The organism is Pseudomonas huaxiensis (assembly GCF_003231275.1).
Classification (GTDB): Bacteria; Pseudomonadota; Gammaproteobacteria; order Pseudomonadales; family Pseudomonadaceae; genus Aquipseudomonas; species Aquipseudomonas huaxiensis.
This window is the reverse complement of record NZ_QKVL01000037.1, coordinates 38,856-56,381: the sequence shown is the minus strand read 5'-3', so window position 1 is coordinate 56,381 and position 17,526 is coordinate 38,856. Positions and strand designations below refer to the sequence as shown.

The 17,526-nt window shown below is 64.4% G+C and carries 8 protein-coding genes; 5 read left to right on the top strand and 3 right to left on the bottom strand.

The window, feature by feature from the left end; translation table 11 throughout:
• Positions 1–111: 111 nt before the first annotated feature.
• Complete coding sequence (locus DM374_RS26340; protein ID WP_110972513.1) at positions 112–1,104, bottom strand: alpha/beta fold hydrolase; 993 nt, start codon at positions 1,102–1,104, stop codon at positions 112–114.
• A gap of 201 nt (positions 1,105–1,305) precedes the next feature.
• Here DM374_RS26340 and DM374_RS26335 point away from each other — a divergent pair, with 201 nt between their 5' ends.
• Entirely contained in the window at positions 1,306–6,861 is a 5,556-nt protein-coding gene (locus tag DM374_RS26335; protein ID WP_110972512.1) for a dermonecrotic toxin domain-containing protein, read from the top strand.
• Between the two features lie 160 nt (positions 6,862–7,021).
• Positions 7,022–7,939 carry a transcriptional regulator MetR gene (gene metR, locus DM374_RS26330; RefSeq protein WP_110972511.1) on the top strand — a complete coding sequence of 306 codons (918 nt, stop codon included), beginning with the start codon at positions 7,022–7,024 and terminating at the stop codon, positions 7,937–7,939.
• A gap of 269 nt (positions 7,940–8,208) precedes the next feature.
• Here the strand turns inward: metR and DM374_RS26325 are convergent, their stop codons facing one another.
• Complete coding sequence (locus DM374_RS26325) at positions 8,209–8,607, bottom strand: NUDIX hydrolase (protein ID WP_110972510.1); 399 nt, start codon at positions 8,605–8,607, stop codon at positions 8,209–8,211.
• Between the two features lie 105 nt (positions 8,608–8,712).
• Here DM374_RS26325 and DM374_RS26320 point away from each other — a divergent pair, with 105 nt between their 5' ends.
• The 3 genes from DM374_RS26320 to DM374_RS26310 all read left to right on the top strand — a co-directional run bounded on the left by DM374_RS26320 (position 8,713) and on the right by DM374_RS26310 (position 15,962).
• Positions 8,713–13,005 (top strand): DEAD/DEAH box helicase, encoded by a 4,293-nt coding sequence (locus DM374_RS26320; protein WP_110972509.1) that lies wholly within the window; start codon positions 8,713–8,715, stop codon positions 13,003–13,005.
• A gap of 69 nt (positions 13,006–13,074) precedes the next feature.
• Entirely contained in the window at positions 13,075–14,691 is a 1,617-nt protein-coding gene (locus DM374_RS26315) for an FMN-binding glutamate synthase family protein (protein ID WP_110972508.1), read from the top strand.
• A gap of 146 nt (positions 14,692–14,837) precedes the next feature.
• A complete protein-coding gene (locus tag DM374_RS26310; protein ID WP_110972507.1) occupies positions 14,838–15,962 on the top strand; it encodes an OpgC family protein in 1,125 nt (374 codons plus the stop codon).
• Positions 15,963–16,012: 50 nt separating this feature from the next.
• Here DM374_RS26310 and DM374_RS26305 read toward each other — a convergent pair whose 3' ends face one another.
• Entirely contained in the window at positions 16,013–17,431 is a 1,419-nt protein-coding gene (locus DM374_RS26305) for an amino acid permease (RefSeq protein WP_110972506.1), read from the bottom strand.
• Positions 17,432–17,526: the final 95 nt, after the last annotated feature.

Here is a 17,526-nt window from a genome sequence, read left to right as displayed (position 1 = left end):
CCGGGGTCGCGCTCGACGTTTACGGGTTGTAAATGAGCATTTCGACCGGGCTCGCGCACGAGGCTGTTTTCAACGCAGCATCACCGAGTATCAAGGCTTTTCATACAGAGCCTAACGTTGGGCAAGATGGCTGAAATCATTCCGGTGCGCCTGTAGATACGGCAACACCGCCGCCAGCAGCGCCGCCTTGAACGGCTCCTGAAAACGGTGGGCCAAGCCCGGAATCAACGCCAACTGGCTGCCCTGGATATGCGCCGCCAGGTGCACCCCGTGCATGACCGGCAGCAACGGATCGGCGGTGCCATGCACCACCAGGGCCGGGACCCGCAGGCGATTGAGCAGTTCGACCCGGCTGGGTTCGGCGAGGATCGCCATGATCTGGCGCTTGACCCCTTCGGGGTTGAACGCGCGGTCGTAGGACACTGCCGCCTGCTGCAACAACACCTGCCGATCATCCTGCACCCGCGGGCTGCCCAGCGCCGCCAGCAAATCCGCCTGCTGCTCGATCGCCACCTCGCGGTTGGGCGCACCGCGCCGCGCCAGTTGCTGAATCAGCGCCGCGCTCGGCGCCGGCAGGCCCTGGGCACCGGAACTGGACATGATCAGCGTCAGGCTCTCGACCCGCTCCGGCGCCATCGCCGCCAGGTGCTGGGCAATCATCCCGCCCATGCTCACGCCCAACACATGAAAGCGGCTTTCGCCCAGGTACTGCATCAGTTCCAGGCCGTCCTCGGCCATGTCTTCGAGGGTATAGGGCGCGCTCACCGACAGGCCGAGGCGATAGCGCACCAGTTCGTAGGTCAGGCTGGCATCGGCGGGCGGCTGGTTCCAGCGCGACAGGCCGACATCGCGGTTGTCGTAGCGAATCACCCGGAAGCCCTGCTTGCACAGCGCCTCGACCACTTCATCGGGCCAGTGGATCAATTGCCCGCCCAGGCCCATGACCAGCAGCAAGGCCGGATCGGTGCTGCGCCCGACACTCTGGTAGGCCAGGCTGACCTGCTTGAGTTCGGCCTGTTGGACAGGCGCATGCACGTCGCAACGCGGCGCGGCGAACGACGGAAAGGCGCTCAGCAGCGCCAGAAGAAATAAATAGAACCGCATGGAAAAACACCGAAAACGAAATCCCCAGTAGAGCGCGAGTGTGATGATGTTTGTGCCGGCGCGCTGCCACAGTTCCGTGACAATTTCATGAACCCCGCCCAGCGGATAGTTATCTACCGCCCACCCACGCCGGGGTTCACCTCAAATCTGCCGACAGCAGCGCCACGACGGCCTGCTTTTGCCGAATCTGAGGTAAACCCGATGCCCCTCCCCAGCCAGAACGCGCCCCTGAACCCGATCGACTTCGCGTTGGACCAGGACCTCGACGACTCCCGCCCGTACGACGAAAACCTGTTTTTCAGCGCTGCTGCACGCTGGCAGGAATGCCGTCAACACATGCTCGAATTGCTGAGCGGGCTTCCGGGGATCCGCGACTCGATCAGCCAGCAGATCCACCAGCATTGGAGCCTGGACAGTGCGCTAGCTGGCCTGCGCTTTCACAGCGGCCAACGCATCGACCTGGGGGAAGCCAGTGCGCTCGCCCTGCAACTTCCCCGGTTGGAACCCGACCTGAATCAGATCAGCGAAGTCTTTGGCTTGCCCGCAGACCATCCTTTGCATGGCCAGTCGCCAACGGCGCTGCTGGAAACGCTCAAAACCCTCAACTTCAGCGGTAACCTCAATGACCAGTGGACCGCCTACTGGAATACCCGAGCGCCTTGCACACCACTGTCGCGGCGCGCCTGGGCTGCGAACCAGTATCAGACGCACTTCAGGGCCGCGCTCGATCTTGCCCGTGCCGAGGGCACCCTGACCACGGACCAATGGCAAGCAGCACAAGCGGCGTTCCCTCGCCCGGATACGGTCGCCATATCCACGCGATTCGAGACACTGCATCTGGTTCTGGTTGATGGCAGCAAACTGAAGCTGCCTGGCGCATTGGTCATCACCGACGCGGGCCTGGGTACTGATCAACTGCTGTACCTGCCCTTGCACACACCGGTAATGCAGGTATTCGCCAACCGAGCGGCGCTGGAATCCGAGCTGCTGGACCGCCAGCGGTCACTGTGGGGCTACAAGGGCAACGAGGTTCGACCGCGCAACACGTTGGCCTATCAATGGCAGGAAGCGCCGCTGGATGCCGCCTTCCGGCACCTGATGAGCCATCTGCGGGAGATCCGCCTCAGTTCCGTGCTTCAAAATGATGAGCCCGACCTGGGCGCCCCACTCGCCGCGGCCGACGCCTACGACCGCGCGCGCGCGGCCAACCCCCTGTTCGCCGAACCGCCTCAATTGCCGACGTTGGCCAGCGATATCGAAGACGCCGAAATGCACCGTTCGACCGACTTTGGCAACCTGTACCAGGACATGCCACTGGGCACTCGCCTGGCCATGGTCAAGCGGCATCTGGAAGCCTTCGAAGCCATGGCAGGTGCGAAGGACAACAGCGAATCGCCTCCCCCGTCCACCCTGCAACCGCTCGACAGAGCCTTCGACGCCCTGGCCAGTGCGCAAAGCCGCGCCGAGCAGGCGGCGACCTCATTACTCGACAGCTCGCGCCTGCACGAGCTGCGTATTTCATCAGGCCCCTCCTACGACGAACTCAAGCAAGCGCGCAAGGATGGCCTGCGGGCCGAGGCCGATATTCAGCGCGCCATGCGTCAGCTTGGCGACGACGAATGGGCAATGCTCGACGCGGTCCTCAGCGCCCCCACTGCCGCGCAGCGCCACATGCCGGTGGTTGCAGCCTCGCTGACCCTGCATGCCGACGACAACCAACAGGTCCGTTCACATCCCCTGAACGGTGTACTGGTCATTGCTCAGGGGACTTCGGCGTCCACTCTGGCCCCCGAGTACCCGGTATTGCTGTGCTGGCCTGGCGGCGCGGGTGGCCTGCTGCGGTTCGCCTCGGTCGAGGCGCTGGAGCGTGAATTCTTCAAGCTTCCAGCCGGCAGCAATACCCAAACGCTGCTACTCACGCCCGTGCAGGAAGACGCGTTCGACTACAGCCTGCAACACCAGCTTGCCCGGTTCGAGCGGGCTGCGCTCGAGCTGCTTCAGCGCTTTACCGCGCACGATCAAGCGCAGTACCAGAGCGCACTGGAGGAACTGCGGCGCGCAGTCATCGATGAGTTGAGCGTTCCAGTCAATGCCGCCAGGGATCTGGCCTACGAGCGGTTCCTCGAACAGAACCGATCCCTGGTCCTGAGCCGCGCCCAGCCGCAGTGGTTTGAACGGCTGTCAGACCAGGACCGCCAGTCATTCAAGGCTCTGATCGAGGCCTGCTTGCCTGCCGCGCAACGCTCACAGGCTTTGCTGGAGCGCGAGCTACCTCGCCGCGATGATTTCGCCACACAGCAGGTCGCAGCCCGACTGTTACAAGACTTCGCGCTCGGCAGTCAGGTGCAGGTGAACCTCGACATTCCCGACACGACCTATTTCGCGAAGGACGTGATTGCAGGATCAGGAGCCCCCGGCACACCGATGAAAGTGGTGCTGACACCGAGCAAGACCAGAAGCGTGATGAGCCTTCAGACACTGGCCCTGACCAACATCGACCAGAGCATGTTCTTCCGTCTGCAGTTCATGAAGGTGTTGCTCACCCGGGGGAACAGCACAGACCAGGCCACGCTCGCCTCCGGGCTGGACCTCACTTACCTGCGGCGCTTCGTTACCGAACTGGACCTCGCCGGCCGTTACGAGCAACGCATCCGCGATACGTTCCTGGGCTCGGCGGATGGCGATCCGTTTCACCAGCAATACCATCAGGAGTGCCTGCTTGAGCCAATTCGCTTGATGCTGGCGATCCGTACGCGGGCGGCGCTTCACCAGCGTCATATCACCTCTGCCGGCCAGGCAATCCTGACGCTGGCCATCGACGCCAGCTCCAACGAAGCCTTCAATCAGGGTGGCAAACGCGTCTGTCTGTTGCCCGCGATGCTGATGCCTGGCGGCCCCGACAGCGATGATCGCCCAAGTACCTTGTCGGGCGTGACGTTCATCCATGAACGCGTCAGTGGCCTGACGCTGCTCTATTTGCCAGACAGCCCCGATGCCGTCTTCCTGCGCCAGTATGCGGACCTGGAAAGCGCGCGAATGGCCCTGTTCAATCTGGCCTTCGACAGCAACATGGCGGCCTATCTCGCCGACCGGGCTCTGGAGGGTGCCGTGGATTACCACCTCGCCCGCATCAACGAGGCGTGCATTCGCCATTTCGACGGACTGATCGGCATTGAGCAAGCCTGGCCCGCCACCACTTCGCTGGCAGCTCACCAGCTCAACGCGCACCTGGGCCGCCTGGTGCAGGCCCACCGCGCGACATCGCGCTCCAATCGGGACCTGCGCCTGGAGCTGTTCGCGCTGGAGAGTGGAAGGGTATTCGACTACATAAAAATGGCCTTGGGCGTGCTGCCATTCGTCGGTACGGTGATCGCACTCTATGACGCCTGGACCAGCGCGAACCGCGCGGTCGCCGCCTTTCTGCGCAACGACGTGGTCGACGGTCTGGAGGCACTTGAATCGCTCCTCGGGTCCTTGATCGACGCCGCCATGGACCTCGCGCCCGGCGCAGGGGCCAACCCGATGCCGAGCCGCGCGTGGATCCGCCAGCGACAATTGGTCCGGCTGGTCGCCAGCGGTCACTTGCATCCCGCGCCTGGGGGCCGTCGGCGTACCGTCGTGGATCGCTTCAGTGGCTACGAGTACATCGGCGAACTGTCACTGGCGGGTCTGACCCCAGGTACCGAGGGCATCTACCGCGGGATCTACCGCCACACCCGAGGGAATTTCATCCTCAACAACGGCCGGATCTATCAAGTGCAGTTCGATGCCAGCCGCCACACCTGGCGTCTGCTCGGTAACAGCCATACCGGGTACAGACAGCCTGTCGCCCTTGATGGCTTCGGAAACTGGGATACCCACGGAGCACTCTACGGCGTCAACATCATCAGCCCCGTCGCCGGAGGCGGGGCAGCGTTGGGACACTTGGCCGACCTTGCCGACCCGCTCTGGCCCGCAGCCATTCGTCAGCACCTGCCACGCTGGTGGACCGATGCAGTCCTGCGTCGCCAGCAAGCACTCAAAAGTCGCCTCGACCACAAGATGGGCGAACTTCAAACCCTTAACACCGGCACTGCAGACCTGCAAAGACGCTTCAACCAGACAGCCGATCTGCAGGTACGTAAAACCTTGAGCAACGAGCTGAGCGTCCGCTACCTGAAGGAACGAGAAATCGCCAGCGAGCTGTACCCGGACCTGGACGCGCTGGTGTTGTTGAGCGCCGGCAATAACCGAACGCGGCTGAAGGCCCTGCAGAGCCGTCTTGCCTGGCTGCAGGTCGATCGCCGGCTCAACGAACTGAACATCATCAAACCCAAGGCCCTGGCACACCTTGCACGAATCGACCGCCTCGGCCTCGAGATCGAGGCAACCCCCGCCGAGAACATCCAGCACCACGTGTTGCTGTTGCAGCAACGCAAACAGATGCGCTTGAAACTGGTGAAGAAACTCGACGAAACCAGCACCCTGATGCAGGAAGTCGAATCCTGGAACAAACGCATCACCGTCGCCGAGCAGCGCGCCCACGTGCGCGAAGATGTGGAGCATCTGCGGCAGAAATTCAGCCAGGCCACCACCGAGCTCCTGAAAGTCGGCAACTACCTGGAAATCGTCAATGACTACGACGCCGCCATCGATGTGTCCTGGTTCCTGTTACAACTGCGGATCTCCGAAAGCCGGACCCGACTCGATCGGGCACTCAGCAACCAACTCCACCTGACTGAAGTTCAAAGCAACGCTGCCCAGCGTAACCTTGTGCTGCAGAACTGCCACGAAACCTACCAGAACTTCCACCGCGACTTTCTCGCCTGGAATGCCAGCTATCCGCAGTTCTTCGAGCAGCGCCATGTCCGTCCACTCCTGGACGGACTGCTCTACATCACTGAGTTGGCCGAGCGCTGGAGAAAGAAGGCCGCCTTCCCGCCCACGCGTCGTCCGGGCCCGGCCCAACCAGCGCGTCGGCTGTTCGAAACCGAGGACAACCAGGTCCTGATGGGTATCGAGCAACGTGCCGACAGGCAGCGGCGCATGACGGTCCCCGGCATCAACAACCAGACGGAAATCTACGTGGAGGGCCAGCAAGGCCGCTGGCGACTGGAAAACCCCAGGTCCTCGCCGCCACCCGTACCCGTTGACCTCAAGCAGCTCACCCGTGAAGCGCGGGAACGTCTGGACCAACTCCCCGCCTACACCAGCAAAGTGCAGGGCTATGCGCGACAGAATATGTTGCCGGTAGACCTGGAGCACATGCTGGTCAGTGAAGCCCTGGAGCTTCGTACCCGCGCCTCGCTCATCGCCGCACAGGATCCGCAAGCCTCGCTGCCAGACGTGCTCCGGACCAAGGCGAATGAACTGCTGACACTGGGTCGGGAGTTGCGCATCCGCCAGACCCTGGAGAGCAAAACGCCAAGCGAAGGAATGCTCGACTATCTGCTGGAACAAGGATCAGTGGACATCATCAAGGTCAGCGACATGACAGCAATGCCACGGCGTCCCGATGGGCGCGTCGAGTTTCTGCTCGAGTTCGAGATCCGCGACCTGACCCAGGCCCCGCCTGCGCCCCTGTGGTATGCGCATTTTCACTACGACTCGGCGAACCCGGGATTCGACAGTTTCGCCAAGGCCCACCTCAAGACCGCCGAACAACGCCGCCTCGGTCTGCAATGGCAGCAGGCCCAAGGTGAAACGGCCAAGCGAATCTGGCGTGGCGATATTGGCAAGGCGCTAGCGCGCAAGCACTTCGCGGCGCTGTTCACCTGATCGACGGCGCACCGCCCACTCCAACAGCCGGCCCGGCGCAAAACGGTCCGGCTTTCTGCCGGCTGATGGCGATGTCATTTCGGTAGTCGACAGCCCGGCCTGCATGAGACAAACTCAACCAATCTTGTTTTTACTCAAATGTTATTCATGGAGAATCCGGGTGCTCGAAATCCGCCACCTGAAAACCCTGCACGCCTTGCGCGAGGCTGACAGCCTGGTCGACGCCGCTGACCGCCTGCACCTGACCCAGTCGGCGCTCTCGCACCAGTTCAAGGAACTGGAAGAGCGCCTGGGCATGCAACTGTTCGTGCGCAAGACCAAGCCGATCCGCTTCACCAGCGCCGGCTTGCGCCTGCTGCAACTGGCCGACGCCACCCTGCCGCTGCTGCGCGGTGCCGAACGCGACATCGCGCGGCTGGCCGGTGGCACCGCCGGGCGCCTGCATATGGCGATCGAGTGCCACAGTTGCTTCCAGTGGCTGATGCCGACCATCGACCAGTTCCGCGATGCCTGGCCGGAAGTCGAGCTGGACCTGGCCTCAGGCTTCGCCTTCGCCCCGCTGCCGGCCTTGGCCCGTGGCGATCTCGATCTGGTGGTGACTTCCGACCCGGTGGATCTGGCCGGGATCACCTACGTCCCGCTGTTCACCTACGAAGCGATGCTGGCCGTGGCCAACCAGCACCCGCTGGCAGCCAAGCCCTATGTGGTGCCTGAAGACCTGGCCAAGGAAACCCTGATCACCTACCCGGTGGAGCGCGACCGCCTGGACATCTTCACCCGCTTCCTCGAACCGGCCGACGTCGAGCCGGGGCAAGTGCGCACGGCGGAACTGACGGTGATGATGATGCAACTGGTGGCCAGCGGCCGCGGCGTCTGCGGCATGCCGCACTGGGCGCTGCACGAATACAGCTCACGGGGTTATGTGAAGGGCAAGCGCCTCGGCGAAAAAGGCCTGTTCGCCACGCTGTACGCCGCGATCCGCACCGACATGCTCGACGCACCGTACATGCGCGACTTCCTGCTGACCGCCAAGGACACCTCGTTCTCCACCCTCGATGGGGTGAGTGTGGTCAGGTAAGGATAGATATCTACGCAAACACCGGGAGTTGACACGGAACCTGTAGGAGCGGCCGTTAGCCGCGATGGGCCGCACAGCGGCCCCAAAACCATCCAGCACGAGATGGCTGTCTACATACGGCATTTTTGTCGACGTTGAGGATCGCTGAATGTGAGACCCCAACCGGCCAGAAACAGGTTGCTGGATGGATTTAGGGCCGCTGCGCGGCCCTTCGCGGCGAACAGCCGCTCCCACGGAATTGTGCGTGGCCGACGCGTTGCGATTGCCTGTCAAACGCCTCGGTAGAGCGGCAGGATCAGATCCCGCGTTAACGGCGCCAACACCAGCCGCTCGGCCGCCTCGGCATCCACCCACAGGGCTTCCTCGATTTCCGCCGCTGGCACCACGGTCTCAGCGGTGTCAACGCGGAACAGTTCGCACACCACCTCGAAGCCCGGCTCATTGGCCGCCGGCGCGCTGAAGTTGCCGAGATAGCCGGCCTGCGCCTCATCGATGCGCAGCCCCAACTCTTCGAACAACTCCCGCGCCAGCGCCGCCACCGGTGCTTCGCCCGCCTCGATCTTGCCGCCCGGCTGCATGAACGCCTGGGTGCCGCGCTTGCGCACCAGCAAGGTGTGTCCGCGCGGGTCAATCAACAAGGCGGCGGCGATGCGGATGGTCTTGCTCATGGCGACAGCTCACAGCGAAAAAAAGGCCGGCAAGGATCCCACGGTCATGCCGCAACTGACCAGTGGCCCCTTGCAAGCATCGGATGCAGGACGCATAAACAGAGGATGAATCTGCCCGCCCACAACCATCCGGTGCTGGACATCTTCCACCCGGCTGTCCGCCACTGGTTTCGCCGCCATTTTCCGACGGTGACGGCTGCGCAGGCGCAGGCCTGGCCGCTGATCCGCAACGGTGAATCGCTGCTTGTGGCGGCGCCGACCGGTTCCGGCAAGACCCTCACCGCCTTTCTCGCCGTACTCGACGAACTGTTCGAACAGGGCCTGGCCAACGACGGCCAGTTGCCGGATGAAACCCGGGTGGTCTACGTCTCGCCGCTCAAGGCGCTGTCCAACGATATCCAGATCAACCTGCAGAATCCGCTGGCCGGTATCAGTGCCGAGCTGGAGCAGCTCGGTCTGCCGGTTCCCGCCATCCGCACCGCCGTACGCACCGGCGACACCCCGCAGAAAGAACGCAGCGCCATGCGCCGGCAGGCACCGCACATTCTGGTGACCACACCGGAGTCGCTGTATGTGCTGTTGGGCTCGGCGTCCGGGCGCAAGGGCTTGGCGACCGTGCACACAGTGATCGTCGATGAAATCCACGACATCGCCGGCAACAAACGCGGCAGCCATCTGAGCCTGACCCTTGAGCGTCTTGAATCCCTGTGCGGCAGGCCGCTGCGGCGCATCGGCCTGTCCGCAACGCAGCGGCCGGTGGAGCGTGTGGCGGATTATCTGGTGGGCACGGAGCGCACCTGCGCGGTGGTGGATATCGGTCACGCACGCCAGCGCGACCTGGCCATTGAAGTCCCGCCACAGCCCCTCGGCGCGGTGATGGCCAACGATGTCTGGGAGCGTGTCTACGACCGCCTTGCGGTGCTGGCCCGCGAACACCGCACCACCCTGGTGTTCGTCAACACCCGGCGCCTGGCCGAACGCCTGGCCCGACACCTCAGCGAACGCCTCGGCCGCGAAGCGGTGGCGGCGCACCACGGCAGCCTGGCGAAAGAAGCGCGACTGGACGCCGAACAACGCCTCAAGCGCGGCGAACTGCAAGTGCTGGTGGCCACCGCATCACTGGAACTCGGCATCGATATCGGCGAAGTCGAACTGGTCTGCCAGATCGGTTCGCCCGGCTCCATCGCCGCGTTTCTGCAGCGCGTCGGCCGCTCCGGTCACCAGGTTGAAGGCACGCCAAAAGGCCGTCTGTTCGCCACCACCCGCGACGATCTGATCGAATGCGTCGCCCTGCTCGACTGCGTGCGTCGCGGCGAGCTGGACGAGTTGCATGTGCCACAAGCGCCGCTGGACGTGCTGGCCCAGCAGATCATCGCCGAGGTCAGTTGCCAGCCGTGGGCAGAACAGGCGCTGCTCGACTGTTTTCGTCGCGCCAAACCCTACGCCGACCTCGACGAGGCGCATTATCAGGCGCTGCTGCGCATGCTCGCCGAAGGCTACAGCGGTCGCCAGGGCGTGCGCGGTGCCTACCTGCACCGCGACGCCGTAAGCGGCGAATTGCGGGGACGGCGCGGCAGCCAACTGACCGCCCTGACCAGCGGCGGGACCATCCCCGACAACGCTGATTACGCGGTGATGCTGGAACCCCAGGCGCTGAACATCGGCAGCGTCAACGAAGACTTCGCGGTGGAAAGCATCGCCGGCGATATCTTCCAGCTCGGCAACGCGTCCTACCGCATCCTGCGCGTCGAGCCGGGCAAGGTGCGGGTCGAAGATGCCCAGGGCCTGCCGCCGACTATTCCCTTCTGGCTCGGCGAAGCGCCGGGGCGCAGTGATGAACTGTCCCGCGCCGTCGCCCGCCTGCAAGGCGAAATCGACCAGTGCCTGGAAGACCACCAGGGCCGCGAACAGCCGCTGCTGGACTGGCTCGGGGCGACGCTCGGCCTAGCCGCGGACAGCGCCGCGCAACTGTTCGATTACCTCGGCCGGACCCGCCAGGTCCTCGGCGCCCTGCCGTCCCAGAACACCCTGGTGATGGAGCGGTTCTTCGATGAGTCCGGTGGCACCCAACTGATCATCCATTCGCCGTTCGGCAGCCGCATCAACCGCGCCTGGGGCCTGGCCCTGCGCAAGCGTTTCTGTCGCACCTTCAACTTCGAATTGCAGGCGGCGGCCAGCGAGGACGCGATCATCCTTTCGCTGTCTGCCGGCCACAGCTTCCCGCTGCAAGACGTCTGGCGCTTTTTGCCCAGCGCCAGCGCCGAGCAGGTGCTGATCCAGGCGGTGCTCGACGCGCCACTGTTTGGCGTGCGCTGGCGCTGGAACGCCGGGGTCGCCCTGGCCCTGCCGCGCTTTGCCGGCGGCAAGCGGATCGCCCCGCAGATCCAGCGCATGCGCAGCGAAGACCTGACCGCCGCAGTATTTCCCGATCAACTGGCCTGCCTGGAAAACCTCGCCGGCGAGCGCGAAGTCCCCGAGCACCCGCTGGTGGAACAAACCCTCGATGACTGCCTGCACGAAGCCATGGATGCCGACGGTTGGCTCGCCCTGTTGCGGCGTATCGAAGGTGGCGATATCCGCCTGATCTGCCGCGACCTGCCCGCGCCTTCGCCCCTGGCGGCAGCGATTCTCAATGCCCGCCCCTACACCTTCCTTGACGACGCGCCGCTGGAAGAACGCCGCACCCAGGCCGTGCTCAACCGGCGCTGGAGCGAGCCGCAAAGCGGTGACGAACTGGGCGCCCTCGACCGCGACGCCATTGCCGCCGTGGCGCTGGAAGCCTGGCCGGCGCCGGGCAGCAGCGATGAAATGCATGAAGCACTGATGAGCCTCGCGGCGATCAGCGACGCGGAAGTGGCCGCCAATCCCGGCTGGGCGCAGTGGCTGGGGGCGCTGGCCGAAAGCGGGCGCGCCTGCCATCTGCAAGTGGCGGACGGCGCCGGTTTGTGGCTCGCCCGCGAGCGCCTGAACGGGCTGCGGGCGGTGTATCCACACGCCGAACTGCAACCCGCCGTCGCAGCGCTGCCCGGCTTCGATGCCGTGGTGGATGAAGACAGCGCCGCGCTGGAACTGCTGCGCGCGCGGCTGAGCGGCTTTGGTCCGCTGACCCCGGAACAGATCGCAGCGCCGCTGCACCTGGAGCTCGCTGTCATCCAGCAGGTCCTCGCTCGCCTCGAAGGCGAAGGCTATGTCATGCGTGGCCAGTTCCATCCCGATGAGCCCCGCGAGCAATGGTGCGAACGGCACCTGCTGGCGCGTATTCACCGCTACACCATCAAGCGCCTGCGCCGGGAAATCGAGCCGGTCAGCCTGCAGGATTTCATGCGTTTCCTGTTCGACTGGCAGCACCTGTCCAGCGCCAGCCGCCTGCAAGGCAACGCCGCCCTGGGAGAAGTACTGGAGCAGTTCGAAGGCTACGCGGCGGCGGCCGGCGCCTGGGAAAGCGACCTGCTGCCGGCACGCCTTGGCGACTACAGCCCGCGCTGGCTGGACGAAGCCTGTCGCGCCGGCAAGTTCACCTGGGCGCGCCTGGCCCCCACCGGCAAAGCCGCCGCCAGCACCCTGCGCAGCACGCCGCTGGTGCTGCTGCCGCGCAGCCGCCTGGGCATCTGGCAAGGGCTCGGTCAGCCATTCGACATCGACGCGCTGTCGCCTCGGGCGCAGAAGGTTCACAGCGCCCTGAGCCAGCACGGCGCGTTGTTTTTTGACGAGTTGCGTGACGACGCTCACCTGCTGCCCACCGAACTGGAAAACGCCTTGCAGGAGTTGGTGGCGGCCGGACTGGTCAGCGCCGACAGCTTCGCCGGCCTGCGCGCGCTGATCACCCCGGCCAGCAAACGCCAGGCCCATAGCAGCCGACGCGGCCGCGGACCGCTGTTCGGCGGCATGGACGACGCCGGACGCTGGGCGCTGCTGCGTCGCAGCGCAGCGTCTGACGACAGCGAAGCCGTCCGTGAGCACATCGCCCGGACCTTGCTGCGCCGCTACGGCGTGGTGTTCTGGCGCCTGCTGGAGCGCGAGGCCGACTGGCTGCCGAGCTGGCGCGAATTGCTGCGCACCTTCCACCGCCTGGAGGCCCGCGGCGAAATCCGTGGCGGCCGCTTCGTCAGCGGCCTGGCCGGCGAACAGTTCGCCCTGCCGGAAGCCATCGCCGTGCTGCGCGGGGTGCGCCGACGTCCGCTGGACGGCAGCCTGGTGGTGGTCAGCGGCAGCGATCCGCTCAACCTCAGCGGCAGTTTGCTGCCCGGCAGCAAGGTCCCGGCGCTGGCCGGCAATCGCCTGCTATACCGCAACGGACTGCCCGTAGCGGCGCTGGTAGCGGGAGCGGTGCAATGCTGGCCGGAGGTCGCGGAGGAGGATCATGCGGCGCTGCGCGACCGCTTGATTCGCGGCGCCTGACTGGCTTCATTTCCTTATCGGCTATATGGTTAACGGCTTGCCTGACCGTGCCAATACAAAGGAAACCGTATGAGCCTGTCACTTCTGAGCCGCTACGCCTTTTTCGCCGCCTGCGTCCTGTTCACCCTCACCAGCCTGCCGTTCCTGCACCATGAATGGCTCTGGCCCTTCACCCTCGCCACTGCGATTCTCAGCCTGATCGGCCTGTTCGACCTGCTGCAGAAGCGTCATGCGGTGCGCCGTAACTACCCGATCCTCGGCAATATCCGCTACCTGGTCGAAGGCATTCGCCCGGAGATCCGCCAATACCTGCTGGAGTCCGACAGCGATGCCCTGCCGTTCTCCCGCGCGCAGCGCTCGCTGGTGTACGCGCGGGCCAAGAACGAGGGGGCGGACAAGCCGTTCGGCACTCTGATCGATGTCTATCAGTCCGGCTTCGAGTTCATCGGCCACTCCATGCGCCCGGCGCCGCTGAGCGATCCGTCGGCGTTCCGGGTCATCGTCGGCGGGCCGCAATGCACCCAGCCGTACTCGGCGTCGGTGTTCAACATCTCGGCGATGAGCTTCGGCTCGCTGAGCGCCAATGCCATCCGCGCGCTGAACCTCGGCGCCAAGCTGGGCAACTTCGCCCATGACACCGGCGAAGGCAGCATCAGCCCCTATCACCGCGAGCACGGCGGCGACCTGACCTGGGAACTGGGCAGCGGCTATTTCGGCTGCCGCACCGCCGACGGCCGCTTCGACCCCGAGCGCTTCGCCGAACAGGCGCGCAACCCGCAGGTGCGGATGATCGAAATCAAGATGAGCCAGGGTGCCAAACCAGGTCACGGCGGCATCCTGCCCAAGCACAAGGTGACCGAGGAAATCGCCGAGACCCGTGGCGTGATGATGGGCGAGGACTGCGTTTCGCCGTCGCGGCACAGTGCCTTCTCCACGCCGATCGAGATGATGCATTTCATCGCTCAACTGCGCGAACTGTCCGGTGGCAAACCGGTGGGCTTCAAGTTCTGCCTGGGCCATCCGTGGGAGTTCATGGGCATCGCCAAGGCGATGCTGGAGACCGGCATCCTGCCCGACTTCATCGTCGTCGACGGCAAGGAAGGCGGCACCGGCGCGGCGCCAGTAGAATTCACCGACCATATCGGCGTGCCGCTGCGCGAAGGCCTGTTATTTGTGCACAACACCCTGGTCGGGCTGAACCTGCGCGACAAGATCAAGCTCGGCGCCAGCGGCAAGATCGTCAGCGCGTTCGACATCGCCAGTGTGCTGGCCATCGGCGCCGACTGGGCCAACGCCGCGCGCGGCTTCATGTTCGCCATTGGCTGCATCCAGTCGCAAAGCTGCCACACCAACAAATGCCCGACCGGCGTCGCCACTCAGGACGGCCTGCGCCAGCGCGCCCTGGTGGTGCCGGACAAGGCCCAACGGGTGTTCAACTTCCACCGCAACACCCTCAAGGCCCTGGCCGAAATGCTCGCCGCCGCCGGCCTCGACCACCCGGCGCAACTGGAGGCCAAACATCTGGTGCGGCGCAAGTCCGCCACCGAGATCAAGCTGTTCTCGCAACTGCATGTGTTCCTCAAGCCGGGCGAACTCCTCAGCGGTGAGGTCAGCGGCGAGTTTTACCAGCATATGTGGGCGATGGCCCGGGCGGACAGTTTCGAGCCGAACGCCGAGGCCGCCTGAGAGACATTCGGTAACACGCCGTCGTTGCAATATCCGGCAAAACTCCCCACCCTCCGCGCCACTGATCGGCAAAGGTCAGCGGCGCGGAACCGCAGATCGCCTGCGCTGATCCTCTACTGAAACACCCTTCTTCAAGAGCCTTCATCATGATTAACGGGCGCGATCACCGGATCGACTTTTTTCGAGGGCTGGCGCTGGTCTTCATCTTCTGGGACCACATCCCCGGCAACCCGCTGGCCAACCTCACCGTGCGCAATTTCGGCTTCAGCGATGCGGCGGAAATCTTCGTGTTCCTCGCCGGCTACGCTGCGGTGCTGGCCTACGGCAAGATAGCGCTGCGCGACGGCTGGGTCGTCGCCTGCGTGCGCATCCTGCGCCGCGCCTGGGTGCTGTATGTGGTGCACATCTTCCTGCTGGTGCTGCTGATGGGCATTGTCTTCGTCGCCAACAGCCATGTTGAAACCCGCGACATGATCCAGGAAATGGGCCTCTATTATTTCCTCGGCAATCCGCAACAGGCGTTGGTGGACGAGTTGCTGCTGCGCTTCAAGCCCAACCTGATGGACCCGCTGCCGCTGTACATCCTGCTGTTGCTCGGGCTGCCACTGGTGCTGCCGTTGATGCTGCGCCGGGCGGAATACGTGGTGGGCTTTTCCGTGGCGCTATACCTGATGGCGCCGATGTTCCAGTGGAACCTGGCGGCGCAGGAAGGCGGTGTGTGGTTCTTCAATCCGCTGGCCTGGCAACTGCTGTTCATCCTCGGCGGCGCGGTAGCGATCCATTCCCAGCGCGAGCATCCGCCGGAGCTGCGGCCAGTATGGCGACAACCGTTGTTCATGGTCGCTGCGGGCTACTTGCTGCTGTGTGCGCTGATCGCCTTGTCGTGGCGCTGGCCCGAGGTGCATGACGCCTTCATGCCGAAGGTGCTGGCCGAGTGGCTGTACCCGATCAGCAAGACCAACCTGTCACCCGCGCGGCTGCTGCACTTCCTGGCCCTCGCCTACTGCACCGCACGTTTGTTGCCCGCAGGCGCATGGCTGGAAAACTGGCTGGCGCGACAGAGCTGCCGGTTGGGCCGATATTCGCTGGAAGTGTTCTGCTTCGGCGTACTGCTGGCACCGCTGGCGGACATGGCCAACGCGCTGGGCGATGAACATTGGTCGATGCAGGTGTTCAGTGCACTGGCGGGGGTAGGATTGATGATGCTGCTGGCGGTGTGGCTGGACTGGAACAAACGGCTGACGCGGGTGGTGCCGGCACCCGCCGCCTGATCCGTGCAGGAGCGCCCGGACAAGTGCGCTCCTGCAGGTTTTTTTCGATGTTACGAGGCGGGGCGTACCAGCCCGCCTTCTTCACCCTTCGGGGCCAGCTTGAACCCGTAATACAGGGCCGTCAGCAACACCAGGAACGCCGGGCCGATATACAGCGCCACACGGGTGTCTTCGAAGTACGCCATCAAGCCCACCACCAGCACCAGGAACGCCAGCGCCAGATAGGAGCTCAGCGGCCACAGCCACATGCGGTATTGCAGGCGGTCGCGCTCGGCGTCGCTCAGGCCGGCGCGGAATTTCAGTTGCGCCAGCAGGATCATCGCCCAGGTCCAGATCGCGCCGAAGGTGGCAATCGAGGTCACCCAGACGAAGACTTTTTCCGGCACCAGATAGTTGGCCAACACGCCCAGCAGCAACGCGGCGATGGACAGCAGCAGCGCATTGCGCGGCACGCCGTTGCGCGAGGTGCGAGCGAAGGCGGCCGGGGCCTGGCCGTTCTGCGCGAGGCTGTAGAGCATGCGCCCGGTGCTGAAGATGCCGCCGTTACAGGACGACAGCGCAGCGGTGATCACCACGAAGTTGATGATGCCGGCGGCGGTCTTGATGCCGAGGCGCTCGAACGTCATCACGAACGGGCTGCCCTGGCTGCCGATCTCGTTCCACGGGTAGATCGACAGGATCACGAACAGCGCGCCAACGTAGAACAGCAGGATGCGCCAGAACACCGAGCCGATGGCCTGGGGGATGGTCTTCTGCGGGTTGCGCGCTTCACCGGCGGTGAGGCCGATCATTTCCACGCCGAGGTAGGCGAACATCACCATCTGCAGCGACATCAGCACACCGGTGACGCCGTTGGGCATGAAGCCGCCGTTGCTCCACAGGTTGCCGATGCCCAGCGCGACACCGTCGTTGCCGAAGCCGAAGGCGATGACACCGATGCCGCCAATGACCATGGCGATGATGGTGACGATCTTGATCAGGGCGAACCAGAACTCGAACTCACCGAAAGCCTTGACCGCGATCAGGTTGATCGCGCCCATGCTGCCCAGCGCCGCCAGGGCCCAGATCCAGCGCGGGACGTCGGGGAACCAGATGCCCATGTAGATGGCCACCGCGGTGATTTCGGCAACGCAAGTTACCAGCCACAGGAACCAGTAGTTCCAGCCGGTCAGGAAGCCTGCCAGCGGGCCGAGATAATCTTGTGCGTAACGGCTGAAGGACCCGGCCACCGGGTTGTGCACGGCCATTTCGCCGAGCGCCCGCATGATCACCAGGATCGCCAGGCCACCAATGATGTAGGACAGCATGATCGCCGGACCGGCCATTTCAATGGCCTTGGCGGAACCGAGGAACAGACCGACGCCGATGCAGGCGCCAAGGGCCATGAGGCGAATGTGGCGTTCGCCGAGTTCCCGTTTGAGTGGACCGCCCTGGACGGTCTCGGCAGGAGAAGGGTTGCCGACTGGCATGGTGATACAACCTCATTTTGTTATTGGATATGAGCAATCACGCAGGCAGGCGCATCGCCGATAGGCAGGACGCGGTGCCTCGCCGGGCTCGACCT